22 protein-coding genes and 3 pseudogenes are annotated in these 15,772 nt (G+C 62.3%); 18 read left to right on the forward strand and 7 right to left on the reverse strand.

The genetic code is table 11. The annotated features are described in order from the left end of the window. Positions 1-49: 49 nt before the first annotated feature. The 4 genes from HMPREF2990_RS05710 to HMPREF2990_RS05725 are packed head-to-tail and all read left to right on the forward strand — an operon-like array spanning position 50 to position 2,774. Complete coding sequence (locus tag HMPREF2990_RS05710; protein ID WP_070763109.1) at positions 50-1,198, forward strand: ABC transporter permease; 1,149 nt, start codon at positions 50-52, stop codon at positions 1,196-1,198. Continuing rightward, on the forward strand, positions 1,195-1,869 hold the full coding sequence (locus HMPREF2990_RS05715; protein WP_070763111.1) for an ABC transporter ATP-binding protein: 675 nt from the start codon (positions 1,195-1,197) through the stop codon (positions 1,867-1,869). Before HMPREF2990_RS05710 ends, HMPREF2990_RS05715 begins: the two co-directional genes overlap by 4 nt. A 28-nt stretch (positions 1,870-1,897) precedes the next feature. Further along, positions 1,898-2,464, forward strand: a complete 567-nt coding sequence (locus tag HMPREF2990_RS05720; protein ID WP_070763113.1) for a TetR/AcrR family transcriptional regulator — start codon at positions 1,898-1,900, stop codon at positions 2,462-2,464. Between the two features lie 46 nt (positions 2,465-2,510). Beyond that, entirely contained in the window at positions 2,511-2,774 is a 264-nt protein-coding gene (locus HMPREF2990_RS05725; protein ID WP_070763115.1) for an amphi-Trp domain-containing protein, read from the forward strand. Positions 2,775-2,834: 60 nt separating this feature from the next. Here HMPREF2990_RS05725 and HMPREF2990_RS05730 read toward each other — a convergent pair whose 3' ends face one another. After that, positions 2,835-3,194, reverse strand: a complete 360-nt coding sequence (locus HMPREF2990_RS05730) for a DUF2200 family protein (protein ID WP_070763117.1) — start codon at positions 3,192-3,194, stop codon at positions 2,835-2,837. A gap of 322 nt (positions 3,195-3,516) precedes the next feature. On the opposite strand from HMPREF2990_RS05730, the gene arfB (HMPREF2990_RS05735) reads away from it, so the two are divergent. Continuing rightward, entirely contained in the window at positions 3,517-3,960 is a 444-nt protein-coding gene (arfB, locus tag HMPREF2990_RS05735) for an alternative ribosome rescue aminoacyl-tRNA hydrolase ArfB (protein ID WP_070763120.1), read from the forward strand. A 99-nt stretch (positions 3,961-4,059) separates the two neighbouring features. Then, positions 4,060-4,650: a putative glycolipid-binding domain-containing protein gene (locus HMPREF2990_RS05740; protein ID WP_083317029.1), complete on the forward strand. Its 591-nt coding sequence runs from the start codon at positions 4,060-4,062 to the stop codon at positions 4,648-4,650. A 13-nt stretch (positions 4,651-4,663) separates the two neighbouring features. Here the strand turns inward: HMPREF2990_RS05740 and HMPREF2990_RS05745 are convergent, their stop codons facing one another. Both HMPREF2990_RS05745 and HMPREF2990_RS05750 read right to left on the reverse strand, forming a co-directional pair. Continuing rightward, positions 4,664-4,969 (reverse strand): HigA family addiction module antitoxin, encoded by a 306-nt coding sequence (locus tag HMPREF2990_RS05745; protein WP_070763122.1) that lies wholly within the window; start codon positions 4,967-4,969, stop codon positions 4,664-4,666. Positions 4,970-4,977: 8 nt separating this feature from the next. Then, the gene (locus HMPREF2990_RS05750; RefSeq protein WP_070763124.1) at positions 4,978-5,259 is read right to left on the reverse strand and encodes a type II toxin-antitoxin system RelE/ParE family toxin; all 282 of its coding nucleotides are present in this window, start codon (positions 5,257-5,259) and stop codon (positions 4,978-4,980) included. 510 nt (positions 5,260-5,769) lie between these two features. On the opposite strand from HMPREF2990_RS05750, the gene HMPREF2990_RS05755 reads away from it, so the two are divergent. Both HMPREF2990_RS05755 and HMPREF2990_RS05760 read left to right on the forward strand, forming a co-directional pair. Continuing rightward, a complete protein-coding gene (locus HMPREF2990_RS05755) occupies positions 5,770-6,129 on the forward strand; it encodes a Cd(II)/Pb(II)-sensing metalloregulatory transcriptional regulator CmtR (RefSeq protein ID WP_038589587.1) in 360 nt (119 codons plus the stop codon). Continuing rightward, on the forward strand, positions 6,126-8,018 hold the full coding sequence (locus HMPREF2990_RS05760) for a heavy metal translocating P-type ATPase (protein WP_070763126.1): 1,893 nt from the start codon (positions 6,126-6,128) through the stop codon (positions 8,016-8,018). The genes HMPREF2990_RS05755 and HMPREF2990_RS05760 overlap by 4 nt, the downstream gene beginning before the upstream one ends. A 78-nt stretch (positions 8,019-8,096) precedes the next feature. Here the strand turns inward: HMPREF2990_RS05760 and HMPREF2990_RS05765 are convergent, their stop codons facing one another. Next, entirely contained in the window at positions 8,097-8,438 is a 342-nt protein-coding gene (locus HMPREF2990_RS05765) for a hypothetical protein (protein ID WP_070763128.1), read from the reverse strand. A 277-nt stretch (positions 8,439-8,715) separates the two neighbouring features. Here HMPREF2990_RS05765 and HMPREF2990_RS12425 point away from each other — a divergent pair, with 277 nt between their 5' ends. Beyond that, complete coding sequence (locus HMPREF2990_RS12425; RefSeq protein ID WP_083317030.1) at positions 8,716-8,961, forward strand: ribbon-helix-helix domain-containing protein; 246 nt, start codon at positions 8,716-8,718, stop codon at positions 8,959-8,961. Positions 8,962-8,963: 2 nt separating this feature from the next. Continuing rightward, complete coding sequence (locus HMPREF2990_RS05770) at positions 8,964-9,206, forward strand: hypothetical protein (protein ID WP_038589581.1); 243 nt, start codon at positions 8,964-8,966, stop codon at positions 9,204-9,206. A 91-nt stretch (positions 9,207-9,297) separates the two neighbouring features. Here the strand turns inward: HMPREF2990_RS05770 and HMPREF2990_RS05775 are convergent, their stop codons facing one another. Both HMPREF2990_RS05775 and HMPREF2990_RS13225 read right to left on the reverse strand, forming a co-directional pair. Beyond that, positions 9,298-9,888 carry a TipAS antibiotic-recognition domain-containing protein gene (locus tag HMPREF2990_RS05775; protein WP_246817459.1) on the reverse strand — a complete coding sequence of 197 codons (591 nt, stop codon included), beginning with the start codon at positions 9,886-9,888 and terminating at the stop codon, positions 9,298-9,300. A gap of 115 nt (positions 9,889-10,003) precedes the next feature. Further along, positions 10,004-10,075 (reverse strand): annotated as a pseudogene (locus tag HMPREF2990_RS13225) (hypothetical protein); the annotation flags it as partial. 51 nt (positions 10,076-10,126) lie between these two features. Here HMPREF2990_RS13225 and HMPREF2990_RS05780 point away from each other — a divergent pair. From HMPREF2990_RS05780 to HMPREF2990_RS13335, 8 genes and pseudogenes are all read left to right on the forward strand, one after another. Then, the gene (locus HMPREF2990_RS05780; protein ID WP_051904786.1) at positions 10,127-10,387 is read left to right on the forward strand and encodes a DUF1707 SHOCT-like domain-containing protein; all 261 of its coding nucleotides are present in this window, start codon (positions 10,127-10,129) and stop codon (positions 10,385-10,387) included. Positions 10,388-10,424: 37 nt separating this feature from the next. Then, positions 10,425-11,096 carry a hypothetical protein gene (locus HMPREF2990_RS05785; protein WP_141757812.1) on the forward strand — a complete coding sequence of 224 codons (672 nt, stop codon included), beginning with the start codon at positions 10,425-10,427 and terminating at the stop codon, positions 11,094-11,096. Between the two features lie 233 nt (positions 11,097-11,329). Beyond that, on the forward strand, positions 11,330-11,770 hold the full coding sequence (gene arfB, locus HMPREF2990_RS05790) for an alternative ribosome rescue aminoacyl-tRNA hydrolase ArfB (RefSeq protein WP_070763131.1): 441 nt from the start codon (positions 11,330-11,332) through the stop codon (positions 11,768-11,770). Positions 11,771-11,864: 94 nt separating this feature from the next. Then, on the forward strand, positions 11,865-12,005 hold the full coding sequence (locus tag HMPREF2990_RS13330) for a VOC family protein (protein ID WP_371575381.1): 141 nt from the start codon (positions 11,865-11,867) through the stop codon (positions 12,003-12,005). A 105-nt stretch (positions 12,006-12,110) separates the two neighbouring features. Further along, a complete protein-coding gene (locus HMPREF2990_RS05800; RefSeq protein WP_070763133.1) occupies positions 12,111-13,343 on the forward strand; it encodes an ABC transporter substrate-binding protein in 1,233 nt (410 codons plus the stop codon). Positions 13,344-13,346: 3 nt separating this feature from the next. Continuing rightward, a complete protein-coding gene (locus HMPREF2990_RS05805) occupies positions 13,347-14,429 on the forward strand; it encodes a FecCD family ABC transporter permease (protein WP_070763135.1) in 1,083 nt (360 codons plus the stop codon). A gap of 2 nt (positions 14,430-14,431) precedes the next feature. Continuing rightward, positions 14,432-15,184, forward strand: coding sequence for an ABC transporter ATP-binding protein (locus HMPREF2990_RS05810; RefSeq protein WP_038589569.1), 753 nt, complete (start codon positions 14,432-14,434; stop codon positions 15,182-15,184). Between the two features lie 199 nt (positions 15,185-15,383). Next, positions 15,384-15,629 (forward strand): annotated as a pseudogene (locus tag HMPREF2990_RS13335) (alkane 1-monooxygenase); the annotation flags it as partial. 46 nt (positions 15,630-15,675) lie between these two features. Here HMPREF2990_RS13335 and HMPREF2990_RS13230 read toward each other — a convergent pair. Continuing rightward, positions 15,676-15,772: pseudogene (locus HMPREF2990_RS13230) on the reverse strand (heavy metal-responsive transcriptional regulator); the annotation flags it as partial.

The raw sequence follows: 15,772 nt of genomic DNA on the forward strand, positions 1-15,772 counted from the left end.
GCGCGGCCGCCCGGTCGCGTACCCACCAGGAATTTCAGGACGTTTCACCATGTATCTCGCTTGGCGCGAAATGCAGTTCGCGCGCACCCGCTTTCTCTTAATGGGCGCCGTGCTGGGGCTGATGTCCCTGCTCGTCGTCATCATTGCCGGACTCACCGCAGGGCTAGTCAACGACGGTGTCTCCGGACTCAAAGCCTTAGACGCCGACGTCATCGCCTTTGAGGACGGCACCCAGACCGATTCCGCCTTCACCCGCTCGATCGTCGAGACCGAAAAAGCAGACACCTTCGCCGCACTCGATCACGTCGAAGACGCCGCCCCGCTCGGCCTGACAATCGTCAACGCCCACAACCAGAACGGCACGGCCGTGGATCTCACGCTGCTCGGCGTCGAGCCCGGCTCCTTCATCGCCCCCGAAGGACTGCCCGAGATGGCCGCGCAGCTCGAAGCCGGCAGCCAGAGCGCAACCCCGCACGATGTCGTCGTCTCCTCCACGCTCCAAGACGAGGGCATCGCCGTGGGCGACACCATCACCATCGACCGCCTGGACACCCCGCTCAATGTCGTCGGCTTCGCTGACGGCCAGCGCACCTTCGGCCACGTCGACGTCGCTTATCTGCCTCTCGACGTCTGGCAGGAGATCCACGCCGGTGCCCGCCACGGCGAGCCGGTCAATCAGGAGGCCTACGACGAGGCCTCGGTCATCGTCGCGAAAACTCAAGACAGCCCCGACGCCGCGTCGCTTAGCGACGCCTCCGGCCTCGACGTCCGCGCCCTAAAGGAAAGCTTCGATTCCTCCCCCGGATACACCGCCGAGATGATGACGCTGACCATGATCAAGTGGTTCCTCTTCGTCATCGCCGCGCTCGTCACCGGCGCGTTCTTCCTCGTGTGGACCATCCAGCGCGCAGGCAGCATCGCCACGCTGCGCGCCATGGGCGCCACCAAGGGCTTCCTGCTGCGAGACAGCATCGGCCAGGCCGTGACCATCCTCGCCATCTCGATTGTCGCCGGCGCGCTCATCGCCGTTGGCCTCGGCAGCCTACTGGAGCAGACCGCCATGCCGTACGCCACGGAGTTCGGCTCCGTCATCGGCGGCAGCCTCATCCTGTTCGTCGCGGGCCTAATTGGCGCGCTCGTCGCCGTCTACCGCGTCACCCGCACCAACCCGCTCGCAGCCCTAGGAGAGAACCGATGAGCCTCGCACTCGAACTTATCGACGTCACCATCACCTACAGCGACGGCGATGCACAAGTCACCGCCCTCGATCACGTCAACTTAAGCGTCAACCCCGGCGAGTTCGTCGCCATCGTCGGCCCCTCCGGCTCCGGCAAGTCCACGCTCCTCGCGGTGGCGGGCGCGCTGACCTCCCCGGATTCCGGGCAAGTCACCGTTGCCGGCCAAGAGATCACCGGCTTCGATGACGCCGGACTCGCCGAAATTCGCCGCAAGCACATCGGCTTCGTCTTCCAGTCCTCCGGCAGCCTGCCCTCCGCGCTGACCGCCGAGGAACAGCTCGAACTCGCCGCCCGCGTCGCAGGCACCCGCGGCCGCTACTCGAATGCCGAGCTGCTCGAAAAGGTCGACATGACCAGCCGCGCCCACCACCGCCCCGGCAGCCTCTCCGGCGGCGAGCGCCAGCGCGTCGGCATCGCGCGTGCGCTCGTGGCCAATCCGCAGGTGCTGCTTGTCGACGAGCCCACCGCAGCCCTCGACCGCAACCGCTCCCAGGAAATCGTCGAGCTGCTCGCCCGCGAGTGCCACGAGTTCAACGTCGCCGGGGTCATGGTCACCCACGACTACGAAGTGCTGGGACACTGCGACCGAGTCCTAGAGATGGTCGACGGAAAACTCAGCGCAACGAAGTAGTACCTTTTCGCAGCGCTAAACTGGGTACATGCCGAAAATCACGGAATCCACCGTGGCCGAGCACCGCGCAATGCAACACCGCGCGGTGCTCGACGCCGCACAGCACCTCATCATTGCCGGTGCCGGGAAAGTCCCCACCCTGGCCGAAGTCGCATCCGAAGTCGGCCTGGCGCGCTCCAGCGTCTACCGCTACGCCTCCTCCCAGCACGACCTCATGGTCCAGCTCCTCGTCCATGCCACCGAGACTTGGAACGAGCAGCTCACCGCCGCCGTGGAAAGCGCGCCACCGGAAGCGGAAGCGCGTATCTGCGCCTACGTGGATGCGATGCTTGACCTGTTCATCCACGGCTCGCACGGGGCGCTCATGACCGCGGCACACCAGTTCCCTGAAGCGTTTGCGAACGAGGAAGTACAGGCAGCGCACGCAGGCTTCGAAGACATCGTCAAAAGCTTCTGCCCCGGCGTCTCCCCTACCGACATCGCCCTGCTCAACGCCGCGATCACCCGCGCCTCGGAGATGGCAGACCAACCAACCGAACTCGCACACGCGACCGCAACACTGCACGAGATGGCGAAAGCCCTCATTGCCACTTAACCCGAGGAGGCCATATCGCACCTGGTCAGGGACTTTTGGTAGCACAATGGAGTTCGGCCGCGGAGACCTCGCTGAATTGCTTGAGAGCCTGGCTGGGCGCATTCGCGCCGGCGAGATGACGCTCGGCACCGGTGATTCCTCGCTCACCATGGCGCTGCCGGGCACCTTCCGCACCACGCTAGAAATCGCCGACTCGCAGAAGCGCCGCGGCATCAAGCGCGAGCTGGAGCTCGAGCTCGAGTGGTACGTCGACGAAAACGGCGACCCGCTCGACACCGATGCGCCCGACTCCGGTTTCGCTGTGTCTTAACCGCTACAGCTCCCGGATGTAACAAAGCATCCGGGAGTCCTGTCCTGTCTCGATGCAGTACTAGCCACGCTTGATGTTCTCTATTTTCTTGCCGCGTGCGAGCTCGTCGACGAGCAGATCCATCATGCGAATGCGGCGCATGAGCTCATCTTCAACCTCTTCCACGCGGACGCCGCAGACCTTCCCGGTAATCAGCTCCGCATGCGGGGTGAGCGAAAGATCCGAGAAGAACTCACGCAGCGTCTTCCCTGACTCAGCTGCGGCGTGAATTTCCTCGGAACTCAACTGGATAAACCAACCGAGGACGTCGTCGAGCTCGTCGCGCGTGTGCCCCTTCCGCTCCACCTTGGCTACGTAGTTGCCGTAGATGTCGCCAAAGGGGTAAGCGAAGACTCGCTCAAGCTTTGCTTGTTCGTTCATTTGCGTTCCTCTCTCGCGCTTTCGTGCGCCTCAAGTGCTCATGAGTCTCCCCATACGGACGCGAAACAAGGCCACGCAAGGACAGTCTTGGCCTCAACCGTTACGCATCAAACAACCGCCGAATACACTTTAATCAGACTCGGTAAGGGGGTAACCATGGCAAAGGATGATACGGATGGATGACATTGAGGATGCACACGACCTACGGGAGCTTCGCGACGCAATCGCTCACGACACCGGCGAACGATTCAGCCTTGACGACATCCTGGCCGACCTCAATCGGTAGCGAATCTCTTTCCGATCCGTGCGTAGAGTGGGCGGCATGAACGACCTGACCATCGCCCCCGGCCCTGGGATCCCCGGCGGTGCGGTCATCGCCGCCGCTGACCTGACGGAGCGATTCGCAAGATCGTCGGGCCCCGGCGGCCAGGGCGTCAACACCACTGACAGCAAGGTCCAGCTCTCCCTCGATGTCGCCAGCTGCGCATCGCTTTCCGACGCCCAACGCCACCGCATCCTAAGCAACCTCGAGCACCGCCTGGACGGCACCGTGCTCACCGTGAGCGCGTCGACCCAGCGGTCGCAGATCCGCAACCGCGCCGAAGCACGCGAGCGCATGGCCTCGCTTTTGTGCGAAGCGCTCGCCCCACCTCCTCCCCCGCGGCGCAAGACGAAGCCGACCCGTGGCTCAGTGCGGCGTCGGCTCGAAGCGAAGAAGCGGCGCTCGGAGCTCAAGGCTACGAGGCGGCGCCCCCAGATTCCCTAGCACTGTCACCATCGATCACACCGTCGAAAATCTACGCGCAACACGTCTTGGCCTCTGCGCAAGCAACCAGAAGCGGCTTGGGCCAGTAGGCTTCTGTCCATGGAGCGGACTTACACATGGCGGCACGTGGACAACCCCTTGATCCAGAACGAAGCAAGGGTGCAGTTTCACCAGACTGGCTTGTCGGCTAGCGGCGCCCAAGTCGGGGAAGGGTACGAAGCCACCTGGGAACTGAGTGCTGAAAACAGTTGGGCAACCCAAAACGTGGTGGTCAACGTCGTGGGCGATGGCTGGGAGCGCCACCTAGAACTTATCCGATCCGAAGCAGGCGAATGGACATCGACTACTAAAGAATCAGGCACCCAGCCGGACGACCTCCCGTCACCTGGCATTGCGCAACCAGCTGATCTTACTACTGCACGGGACTGCGACCTCGGACTATGCCCGTTGACAAACACGATGCCCATTCGGCGCCTCGGGTTGCTCGAAGAGAATGTCCCCAAGACTCCGCTCATCATGGCCTGGATCGATATGCCTTCTCTCCAGGTAATCGCCTCGGATCATTACTACAGTTCAATCGACTTACACACAGTTCGCTACGCAAGCGGAACACGAGGAGTAGATGTAGAGCTGGAAGTCGACGATGATGGGGTTGTAGTCCACTACCCCGATATGGCGCGACGCGTGTGAGGCCGCTGACTTTCTACGCCGAGACAGCGCGAACCTGCTGAATCCGCTCGATCTCGGCGAGGGCCTTATCTTCCGCCAGCTCAATTTCAAATTGGTTCTGCAAATTCATCCAGAACATCGGCTCCACGCCAAAAAACTTTCCTAGTCTCAGCGCGGTGTCAGCCGTGATTCCACGTTTGCCGTACACAATCTCGTTGATACGGCGGGGCGGAACCCCGATAGACACGGCAAGCTTGTGCTGGGTGATTCCGAATCCCTCAATATAGTCCTCTAAGAGAATCTCTCCAGGATGGATCGGCGGGTACAGCTTGTTCGCCATGACATTCCTTAGTGGTAATCCTCGATGGTCACTTGTTCTGGCCCTGCGCCCTTCCAGCGGAATATAATCCCCCACTGGTCATTCACTCGGATACTAAACGTCCCTTTCCTATCTCCATTGAGAGCCTCCAGGCGATTACCAGGCGGTATGCGAAGGGAGTCAAGAGAGACAGCAGCGTCGAGCTGGTGGAGCTTCTTGTTCGCCGACTTGTGGATCCGAGGATCCAGTTTCGGAACTGGTTCACGCAGAAATACCAGTTCTGTCTCTCGGTTCCCGAATGACTGGATCATGCTTCACCCTATCCCCCATAACGCGAAGCGTCAATAACGCAAAACGTTAAGTTTGAGCTCACCCGAATGCAAATACACCCCCGCCTTACGCAACCACACCGTGTCCAGTCCGCATTACGGTGACTACCGCGAAGACGATAAAAGGGAAGTCGATCAGTGAAGCCTTTTAAGCCCCGCCGTCATAATGATGCTCTTGAGCCATCCCAACTTCACGATCCACCAGGACTCGTATGGACCGTCATGCAGGATCCCGAAGGAAACGAGTTCTGTGTGGGAAGCACCAAGGCCCAGCTACACGTTGAATTTGAATTCCACGGTATGTAGTTGCAAAGTTACTTTCTCGAGAACCTCGCCGCCCACGTCGCTCCCGCGTTGGGTGGCAGCCGAACCACAAAGGATCAGTCATCTGCTATCCCATCGACTAATTCTTGCAGGTCGCAGGACGACCTTCGCGTAACTGTCAGTTCAGCACCTTTTGAATAGTTCAGTACACGATGTATTGTTCAGCACATGCTGACTATTGCTTCACGCCTCGACGTCATGAACCGGCTCGGCCGGGCCATGGCGGATCCGACGCGCTCCAGAATCCTGATGACCCTACTCGACGGCCCGAGCTACCCGGCTGTGCTTTCGCGCGACCTGGACCTGACCCGCTCGAACGTTTCGAACCACCTGACCTGCTTGCGTGACTGCGGCATCATCGTCGCCGAGCCCGAGGGCCGCAAGACACGCTACGAAATCGCCGATCCGCACCTTGCGACAGCGCTCAACGCGCTAGTGAACGCGACGTTGGCTGTCGACGAAAACGCCCCGTGCATCGACCCTGAGTGCTCGGTGCCCGGCTGCGACGGGAAAGGAGCGGACGCATGAGTTCAGCATGTGGATGCGAACACAAACCAGCCACGGAGATCGAAGATCTCGATCGACCATGGTGGAAGGACCCCGAGTTGCTACTGCCGATCTTCTCCGGTGTAGCCCTCTGCATAGGCCTGGCGCTGGGCTGGTCCGGGCTAGAGGCACCCGCGACAGTACTGTTCTGGGTCAGCCTGCTGCTAGGGGCGTATACGTTCGCGCCCGGCGCAGTACGAAACCTTGTCACGAAGCGCAAGCTCGGCATTGGCTTACTTATGACAATCAGCGCGGTCGGCGCGGTGATCCTTGGTTACGTCGGAGAGGCCGCGGCGCTGGCGTTCCTGTACTCGATCGCCGAAGCGCTTGAAGACAAGGCGATGGACCGGGCCCAGGGCGGACTGCGGGCACTGTTGAAGCTGGTACCGCAGACCGCGACGGTGCTGCGCGACGGCACGGCGGTCGAAGTCGCAGCGAAGGACCTCGTGACCGGCGAGCTGATGCTCGTGCGCCCCGGAGAGCGGATCGCCACGGACGGCATCATTCGCTCTGGGCGCTCCAGCCTTGACACCTCAGCGATCACCGGAGAATCCATTCCGGAGGAGGTCGCGCCCGGCGACGAGGTGCCCGCGGGAGCGATCAACTCCGCCGGCGTGCTGGAGATTGAGACGACCGCAGCTGGAACGGACAACTCGCTGACCACACTCGTGGACCTGGTCGAGCAGGCGCAGGCGGAAAAGGGCCACCGCGCCCGGATCGCCGACCGGATTGCCCAACCCCTAGTGCCCGGGGTGATGATCCTGGCGGTGCTGGTCGGCGTGATTGGCTCGCTGCTGGGCGACCCCGAGACGTGGATCACCCGCGCGTTGGTGGTCCTGGTCGCAGCGTCGCCGTGCGCGCTGGCAATCTCCGTGCCGCTGACGGTCGTGGCCGCGATTGGCGCGGCCAGCCAGTTCGGCGTGGTCATCAAGTCCGGCGCTGCGTTCGAGCGGCTCGGCGGCATCCGTCACCTGGCGGTGGACAAGACCGGAACCCTTACCCGCAACCAGCCCGAGGTTACCGACGTGGTCCCGGCAGACGGATTCGATCGGGCGCAGGTGCTTGCCTTCGCGGCGGCAGTTGAGCAGCAATCGACGCACCCCCTCGCTGCGGCGATCGCGGCAGCGGTGCCCGAAGCGCCCGTCGCCCAGGACATCAGCGAGGAAGCCGGACATGGCATCGGCGGCACCGTCGAAGGTCGACGGGTGCTAGTGGGCAGCCCCCGGTGGATCGACGCCGGGCCACTAAAGGCAGACGTTGAGCGCATGGAGTCCGAGGGCCAAACCTGCGTCCTTGTCACCGTCGATGACGCCCTCTCCGGGGCGATCGGGGTCCGCGACGAGCTGCGGCCCGAGGTGCCCGAAGCCGTGCAGACCCTGCACGCCAACGGCGTGGAAGTGAGCATGCTCACCGGCGACAACGCTCGCACCGCCCGGGCGCTGGCTGAAATCGCCGGAATCGACGACGTGCGCGCTGAGCTTCACCCAGAGGACAAGGCAAGCATCGTCGCCGAGCTCTCCTCCAAAACACCGACGGCGATGATTGGAGACGGCATCAACGACGCTCCTGCGCTGGCGGGCGCGACGGTGGGCATAGCGATGGGAGCAACCGGCTCTGACGCCGCAATCGAGTCCGCTGACGTCGCCTTCACCGGCCACGACCTCCGGTTGATCCCGCAGGCGCTGCAGCACGCCCGGCGAGGCAGCAGGATCATCAACCAGAACATCGTGCTGTCTCTGGCCATCATCATCGTGCTGATGCCACTGGCGATCAGCGGCGTGCTGGGCCTGGCTGCCGTCGTGTTGGTTCACGAGGTCGCCGAAGTGATCGTGATCTTGAACGGCCTGCGGGCCGCACGAGCGAAGCGCTGAGACACACCTTCGCCCAGCGCGCTGGCTCTCCAGCGCGGATCTTAGAAGGATCGAGCTGCTCAGGGACCAAGCGTCGCCTCAAAACTTTTGATGCCGAGTTTCATCGGCACGGCCCGCGACTACCTGGGTAGTGTGTTTGGCAAAGGGCCCGACACCCATCAGGGTAGCCGAGCCGTCGCCGGTCCAGTTGCCGTAACCCACTAGATGTAAATTCTTCGACGCGGTTTCGCGGCCGCGCATGAGGTGGCGGAATGGGCCGAGGGCCGGACGGAAACCAGTGCACCAGATCAGATGATCGTGGTCGAGATCGTTCAAGCTATCGACGATGGGGGTAGCGGTGAGCTGGCCGGAATCACCACCGACCACCGCGACCTTCGCGCCGCGGAATGGTTCGGGACCGGGGTAGGTCGACGAGGCCATTGGCGTCTGCGGAAGGTACCGGGATGGTGGGGCACGAAGGGCGCGGACCACGTGCCTGTGGCCGCGACCACGTGCTCCACCGTGAATTGACCGTCGGTCGATAACATGGCGTGTCGGCGGGTACCCCGGGTGCTGCGGCGGAGAAAAGCGTCAGTGAAGGCCACGCGTGAACCACGCTCCGCCCTGCGTTCCACGTTGAATTTGAAATCGACGAATTGTCGGAAGAATCTAACCTCTCCCTAGCCACCAAGTCCTTTTCCGTATTACGATTATCTGCATGAAAACTATCAACGGGAAGCTAGTCAGCGAAGAGCAAATCGATGCGTGGGTAACCGAAGCCGAGAAAGGCTACGACGTAGAGACACTTCGTCGACGTGGAAGGAAACCTCGAAACGAAGATGCTGCGAAGGTTATCTCCATTCGGCTTTCCCCCGGGGAGATATCGGACCTCGACAAGTATGCGGCTGCAAACGGATGGTCACGCTCTCAGGCAATCCGCGAAGCGCTAAAGAATGCTATTTAGAAATGGACGTACGCCGAAGCGCCACGAAACACGGCATCAAGCCAGAAGACACAGTTACCGCCGCGACATCAGGTTGTGTTTTTAAGGCCCCGCTCGACGAAGATCACCCTCAACGGGAACTGCGCCTCGGGTTCGACAGCTCAATGAGGCTGCTCGAGATTGTCGTACTCATCTGGGACGACAGCACCGAAACGGTCATTCACTCCATGAAGGCACGCAAACAGTACCGCGCCCTGCTCGACTAGTCACGCATAGTTTCAAAGAAACCTTTCGCGAAAGACAGTAAGTAAATCCAGAGAAACAACAGGGCACGGTGGGGCACCTGCTGCGCGGTTTCTAATCCCACTGCGGGTTGCCCACGTCCACACCTTCGGCCGCCGCGTGGGCGGTGACCAGCTCGAGCAGGTAGTCCTGCGCGCCGCCGTAGGCTTCGTGGAAGCGCGCGTCGTCAACGTACATGCGCGCGAGGATGAGCTGGCGAGCCGGGGTCACCTCGTACCACTGGGCGATGCTTGCACGGTGGCGCTCCACCAGTGCTTCGGCTTCCTCGGAGCCGGGGTCCACGCCGGAATCGCGTGCGGCGATCAGATCCGCGGCGAGCGCGTCTTGTTCTTCCTGCAGACGTTTGAAGTCACCTTCGCCCATTTGAGCGAGCTTTTTCTGGGACTGCGCCCACTCCGGGGTATCACCCCAGCGCTGCTCCGCCTCCTCCTCCTGGTAGGCGGGCATATCTTCGCCGAGGTACTTCTTCATTGCGTCCATGTCGGTCGATCCTTTCGTTGCGTTGTCAATGAGGTGCTGGACAGATGTGAGTTGGGCGTCGAGCGTGCGCCGTCGAGAAGCGAGTGCTTCTTGGTGGTGCTTGAGGGCGCGGGTGAGAGCGGCTCCGGAGGCGTCGAGAAGCTGCGCGATCTGCGCAAGCGGCACGCCGACTCCACGGTAGAGGGCGATGGCCGCGCCGCGCTCGAGGTCCGCATCGCTGTAAACGCGGTGGTCGGCCCCACGTGCGCGCGGGTGTGATGAGGCCGAGCGCCTCCCAGTGGCGCAGCGCCTTGGTGGAAACGCCGAGGGCTTCCGCGGCCTCGCCGATCGTGTATTCGATACCATCTACCATGGTTACGATTGAACAGCTTGCCGCAGGGGCAAGTGCAAGTTGGAAGCATTAATGGACGAAATCCGCGTCGGCGACGCCGAGCGTTCGAAAGCTCTGGACCAGCTGGGCACACTGTTCGCAGACGGTCACCTGGACGTTGGGGAGTTCGAAGAACGCACAGATCAGGCCGTAGTTGCGCGCACGCGCGGGGAGCTTTCCATGCTTTTCGACGCCCTCCCGGCCGAACCGGTCTCACTGAAGAAGCGGACGCCGTCCAAGCTCGAGCTGGATGAGAAACTCGCCGCCGAGCGACGCAAGGAGCTTGGGAAATAGCCGAGAGTTTCCTGCGCCCACCGGTTAGAGTGGGCGCATGCATTTGCGTCGTGCGTTCGCGCTTGTTGTAGCTAGTTCTGTCGGGGTGGTTTCGGGTTGCGCCGGAGGTGGCGCGCCCGAGATCGTGGTGGTCACGTCCACCCAGTGGGTGGACCCGGATTCGAGTGAGGTTGTGGAGTCTGCGGAGGTTGCAGAGCCTGGCGGGGATACGGAGGCACCGGCGGATGCGGAGGCACCGGCGGATACTGCGGAAAACCTGCCGGTAGTCGTCGACTCGAACGGTGACCTGCTCGTCACCGGCAACGTGGAGGCATGGTCGACCGAACAGGCCCGGAAGGGCCGCCCCACTCCGAGCGACGAAGACCCGAACAACGTGTACTACGTGCTGGTCTTCGACTCCCCCGTCAACATCACGGCAAATAAGGCGGGAAGCCAGGTCGCCCAGGAAAGCCCCTTCGCTCGCCTCGGATCCGTGCAGCACTGGGATTTCGGAACCTCGGACAACACCAATGGCTGGGACGAGTACGTAGGAAAGCGGGTGTGGCTGCGGGTTTCACCTAACCATTTCTCGTACTCGTCCGACGCAAGCCTGCTCTTCGGCAGCCAGCTCATGCTCGACGACAACGCCGAAGTGGGCATTGAAGTGCTAAATTACCCCCCCTTTAAACAACCGCACTCCCGACAGGCCGGTGGGGCCATGACCAGCTAGATCGCCCAGTGCGTCATCGTCGATTTGGCCGCCGTTCTCCGACATCAAGCGCTGCCGCAAGACGTCTGGGAAGGTACGTCCCAAGGCATCCTCAGCAGCACGGATTCGTGATTCATCAACAGGAAAGCCCCTACGAGCAGGATAATGGACGCTCCAGGCCTCCGCTACTGGAATCAATGCTGTGGGACCGGACGCAACAGCCCGCCGCCCAGGGTGAACGTAGGGTGTTTGGCATGCAGGACCTGACCATCGCACCCGGCCAGGGTATCCCCGACGGCCTCGTCGTCGTCGCTGCGGACTTGTCGGAGCGGTTCGCGAAGGCATCGGGCCCGGGCGGCCAGGGCGTCAACACCACCGACAGTAAGGTGCAGCTCTCCATCGACATCGCGGAATGCGCATCGCTTTCCGACACCCAACGCCGCCGCGCCCTCCACAACCTCGAACACCGCCTGGACGGCACGGTGCTCACCGTGAGCGCGTCGACGCAGCGCTGGCAGATCCGCAACCGTGCCGAAGCGCGGGAACGCATGGCCACCTTGTTGCGCGAGGCACTCGCCCCACCACCTCCCCCGCGGCGCAAAACGAAGCCGACGCGCGGCTCGGTGCGACGCCGTCTCGAAGCGAAGAAGCGGCGCTCGGAGTTGAAGTCGACGAGGCGTAAGCCCCGGCGCTAAGTTTTCAGCGCGTTGCCGACCCCACCCCCGGTAAAACCGCATGCACATCGACGGCGGCGCCACTGAACGCGAAGCCCTAGTGGAGCGCGTCAGGATGTTGGGTGCCACTGAACTCGGCAGCCATGAGGCACCTGGACTTGTTTGGACCGTTATGCAGGATCCAGAACGCAACAAGTTTTTGTGTAGGCAGCAGAACTGCGAAAATATGGGGTATATGGGGATGTTTATGGGGTAAGTGGCATGATGCACGACTCAGACCGTTGACATTTGCTTAGCCTTACCTTAGTCTTTCCAGCGTTCCTACAACTAAGCTTAGGCTTACTTACCAAAAGGGGAAGTTTTGAAGCTTTCACAAAAGATCGGTGCAACCGTGGTTGCACTCGCCACCACGATCGGCCTGGCTGCCTGCTCCGACTCCGGCAGCACCACCGCCAGCACGGCATCCTCTGAGGTTGCCACCTCGGCCGCAGCGGCGGAGAAGCAGACGTCAGCACGCACTGCGGACGCAGCGCTGACGGTGAAGGATGCGGCGGGCCGCACCATCGAGTTCGCGGAGATGCCGGACCGCATCCTGCTGGCTGAGGGCCGCGCAGCCTACGCCACCGCCCTGCTGCAGGAAAACCCGCTGGACAACATCGTTGCGTACGGCCAGGACCTAGTGAAGAACGCGGGCGCGTTCCGCGATAAGCTCCTCGAACTGCAGCCGGAAGCGAAGGATCTGCCGACGATCGGCATGATCCAGAAGGGCGACGTCACCGTTGAGAACCTGCTCGCGCAGGACCCAGACGTGGTCATTATGACGCTCGACCAGAAGAAGGCCGCCGAAGAGTCCGGCATGATCGCGGACATGGATGCCGCCGACATTACCTACGCCTACATCGACTTCCGCCAGAAGCCGCTGGAAAACACAACCGTATCCATGCAGCTTCTGGGTGACCTGCTCGGCCAGAGCGAACGCGCCGCGAAGTACAACGAGTTCTACGACGCAAAGGTCAAGGAAATCTCCGAGCGTACAGCAAAGATTGCCGAGAAGCCTGACGTACTGCTGTGGACCGCGGCCGGCTACAACGAGTGCTGCGCCGTCGCAGGCAACGTGCACCTGGGCACCTTGGTCACCGCAGCCGGCGGCCACAACCTCGGCCCAGAAGTCCTCGGCCCGGAAACTAAGACCATCACCCCTGAGAAGATGATTGAGCTCAACCCAGAGAAAATCATTGTCACCGGCGGCGAGTGGGCGCGCGACCCGAACAAGACCGACCTCTTCCGTCACGTCGAGATGGGCTACCAGTCTAATGCCGAGCTGGCGAAAGAAACTAGCAGCGGCCCGCTGCAACTGCCCGGCTTCGAGCTGCTCGAAGCGCCGAAGACCGGCAACTACTTCGCCGTGTACCACCAGTTCTACGACAACCCGTTCAACGTCTTCGCGCTTGAAGCCTTCGCCAAGTGGATCCACCCGGAGGAGTTCGCTGACTACCACCCCACCAAGGACTTCATCGAGTTCCACAAGGAGTGGATGCCGTTCGAGTACAGCGGCGTGTTCTTCTACGATCCTGCGAACCCGGACGAGAGCTAACCCATGACAACTCGAGTATCCGCGCAGCCCGCCGCAAACGTGGATGCTCGCCAGGCCGCGATTACGAGCTACCACAAGCGCGGGCGCAACAAAGCGTTCGCCATCGTGGGGCTGGTCATTGCGGCTTTCGCGAGCTTCCTCGTCGCCGTCATCGTCGGCCCCATCGACATCGCACTTGCCGACGTCTACAACGCCGTTTTCCACCCCGAGTCGGTGGAGTATCAGACCCGTGTGGTCATTCGCACCCTGCGCTTGCCCGCTGCGGTGATGGCACTGCTGTGCGGCGCCGCGCTCGGCCTCGCTGGCGGGCAGATGCAGACCATCTTGGACAACCCCCTTGCCGAGCCCTTCACCCTCGGTATCTCGGCGGCAGCCGCGTTCGGTGCGGCGATCGCCATTGTGATGGGCTGGACGCTCATCCCGAACCCGCAGTTCAACCTGGCGCTCACTGCGGCGATCGCAGCACTTCTCGCCGTCGCTATCGTGGCAGCGGCGTCCGTGTGGCGCGGCACCACCGCCGAATCGATGATCCTCCTCGGCATCGCGCTGAGCTTCTTCTTCCAGGCCCTGCTCTCGCTGCTGCAGTACAGCGCCAACATCGAAGCGCTCCAGCAGATCGTGTTCTGGACCATGGGTTCGATGCAGCGCGCGAACTGGACCGCGAACGCCATCCTCGCTGTGGTGGTCGCCGCAGCGATCCCCTTCTGCGTAGTCAACTCCTGGCGCCTCACGGCGCTACGACTTGGCGACGATCGCGCTGCTGCCCTCGGCATCGACGTCAAACGCCTGCGCCTCACTACCCTGCTTGTGGCATCCTTCCTGGCCGCCTCGGCGGTCGCGTTCACCGGCATCATCGGCTTCATCGGCCTTGTCGGCCCCCACGTCGCCCGCATGCTGGTGGGCGAGGACCAGAAGTTCTTCCTTCCCGGCGCGGCAGCCGCGGGCTCGATGCTGCTCAGCGTGGCTTACGCAGTATCGCTCTCCATCATCCCAGGGCTAGCGATCCCCATCGGCATCATCACCTCGCTGGTCGGCGTGCCGTTCTTCGTCTTCCTCATCTTCACCCGCGCACGAAAGAGGGGCTAACCGTGGCAATTTTCGCTAAGCACCTCACCGTCGGTTACGGCCGTACCACGATCATCGACGACATGACCTTCGGCCCGCTGGAAGAAGGCAAAGTCGTAGGGCTCATCGGCCCAAACGCCGCCGGCAAGTCCACGCTGGTGAAAACCATCGCGGGGATTAAGAAGCCGTCGCAAGGCACCTGCTCCATCGTCGTCGATGGGTGCGAAGTCACCGGCAAGTCTCGCACCACCGCCATCGGCTACGTGCCCCAAGACATGCTGACTACCGCGTCACTCACCGCGTTCGAGTCCATCATGGTTTCCGCGAAGCGCCGCGGCGCGGTCGATGCTGATCCAGTCGCGGCAACGGCGGACATCATGGAGCGGCTCAACATCACGCACCTCGCCGACCGCATGGTCTCCGACATGTCTGGCGGCCAGCGCCAGTTGGTCGGCGTCGCGCAGATGCTCGTGCGCACCCCGAGCGTCTTACTTCTCGACGAACCCACGTCCGCCCTCGATCTGCGCCACCAGGTGCACCTGCTTGAAATCATCCGCGATGAAGTGGCGGGAACCGACAGGCTTGCCCTGGTTGCAATCCACGACCTCAACCTCGCCGCACGTTTCTGCGACGAGCTGCTCGTGGTCAAAGCGGGCCGTGTCGTGGCGCTGGATACCCCGGCCGCGGTGCTCAACCCTGAGCTCCTCAACGAGGTCTACGGCATTAGCGCCCGCATCCTCGACGACGACGGCGTGCCGGTCATCTGCCCGGTGTGAATGCGTGGGCCCAGATCCGGCCCGGCCAGTTCATGTCCGGGTTCCAGGGACGCATCGCTGGGGCTAGCTTCGCGTGGGAAGTCGAGCGCGACGCGGTGCCCCCCTGACTACACGTAACTACACGTTGAACTTGAACTCGACGGTATGTCGTTGCAAAGTTACCCCCTCTCGTTAACACCATCAAAAGGAGTGTTATCCAATGAAAGCGTTCGGCTTCTTAAGCTTCGGGCATTACGCCTTCGGCAGCTAGTGCGGGCCATCTGCGGAAAAGATCGCCAAGACTCGTCTGGAGATCACCCAGGCTGCGGACGAAATCGGCGTGAACAACGCGTCCTTCCGAGTCCACCACTTCGCGCTGCAGGCCTCCGCCCCGATGCCGCTGCTGTGTGCTATCGCGGCCACCACCAAAATCATCGAGGTGGGCACCGGCGGCATCGACATGCGCTAGCGCATATCGGGGTTGTAGCGTTTGAGTCATTGACTCCCGCCGTCTACAAGTACCTACACACTTGATCGGTGCTGCACGTTTCAGGATCCGGGTGCGCGGCGTCCTGGCTAAGGTCCGCGATAGTGTCGCGCAGCACGGAG

This window comes from Corynebacterium sp. HMSC071B10 (assembly GCF_001814825.1).
In the GTDB taxonomy this organism is placed as follows: Bacteria; Actinomycetota; Actinomycetes; order Mycobacteriales; family Mycobacteriaceae; genus Corynebacterium.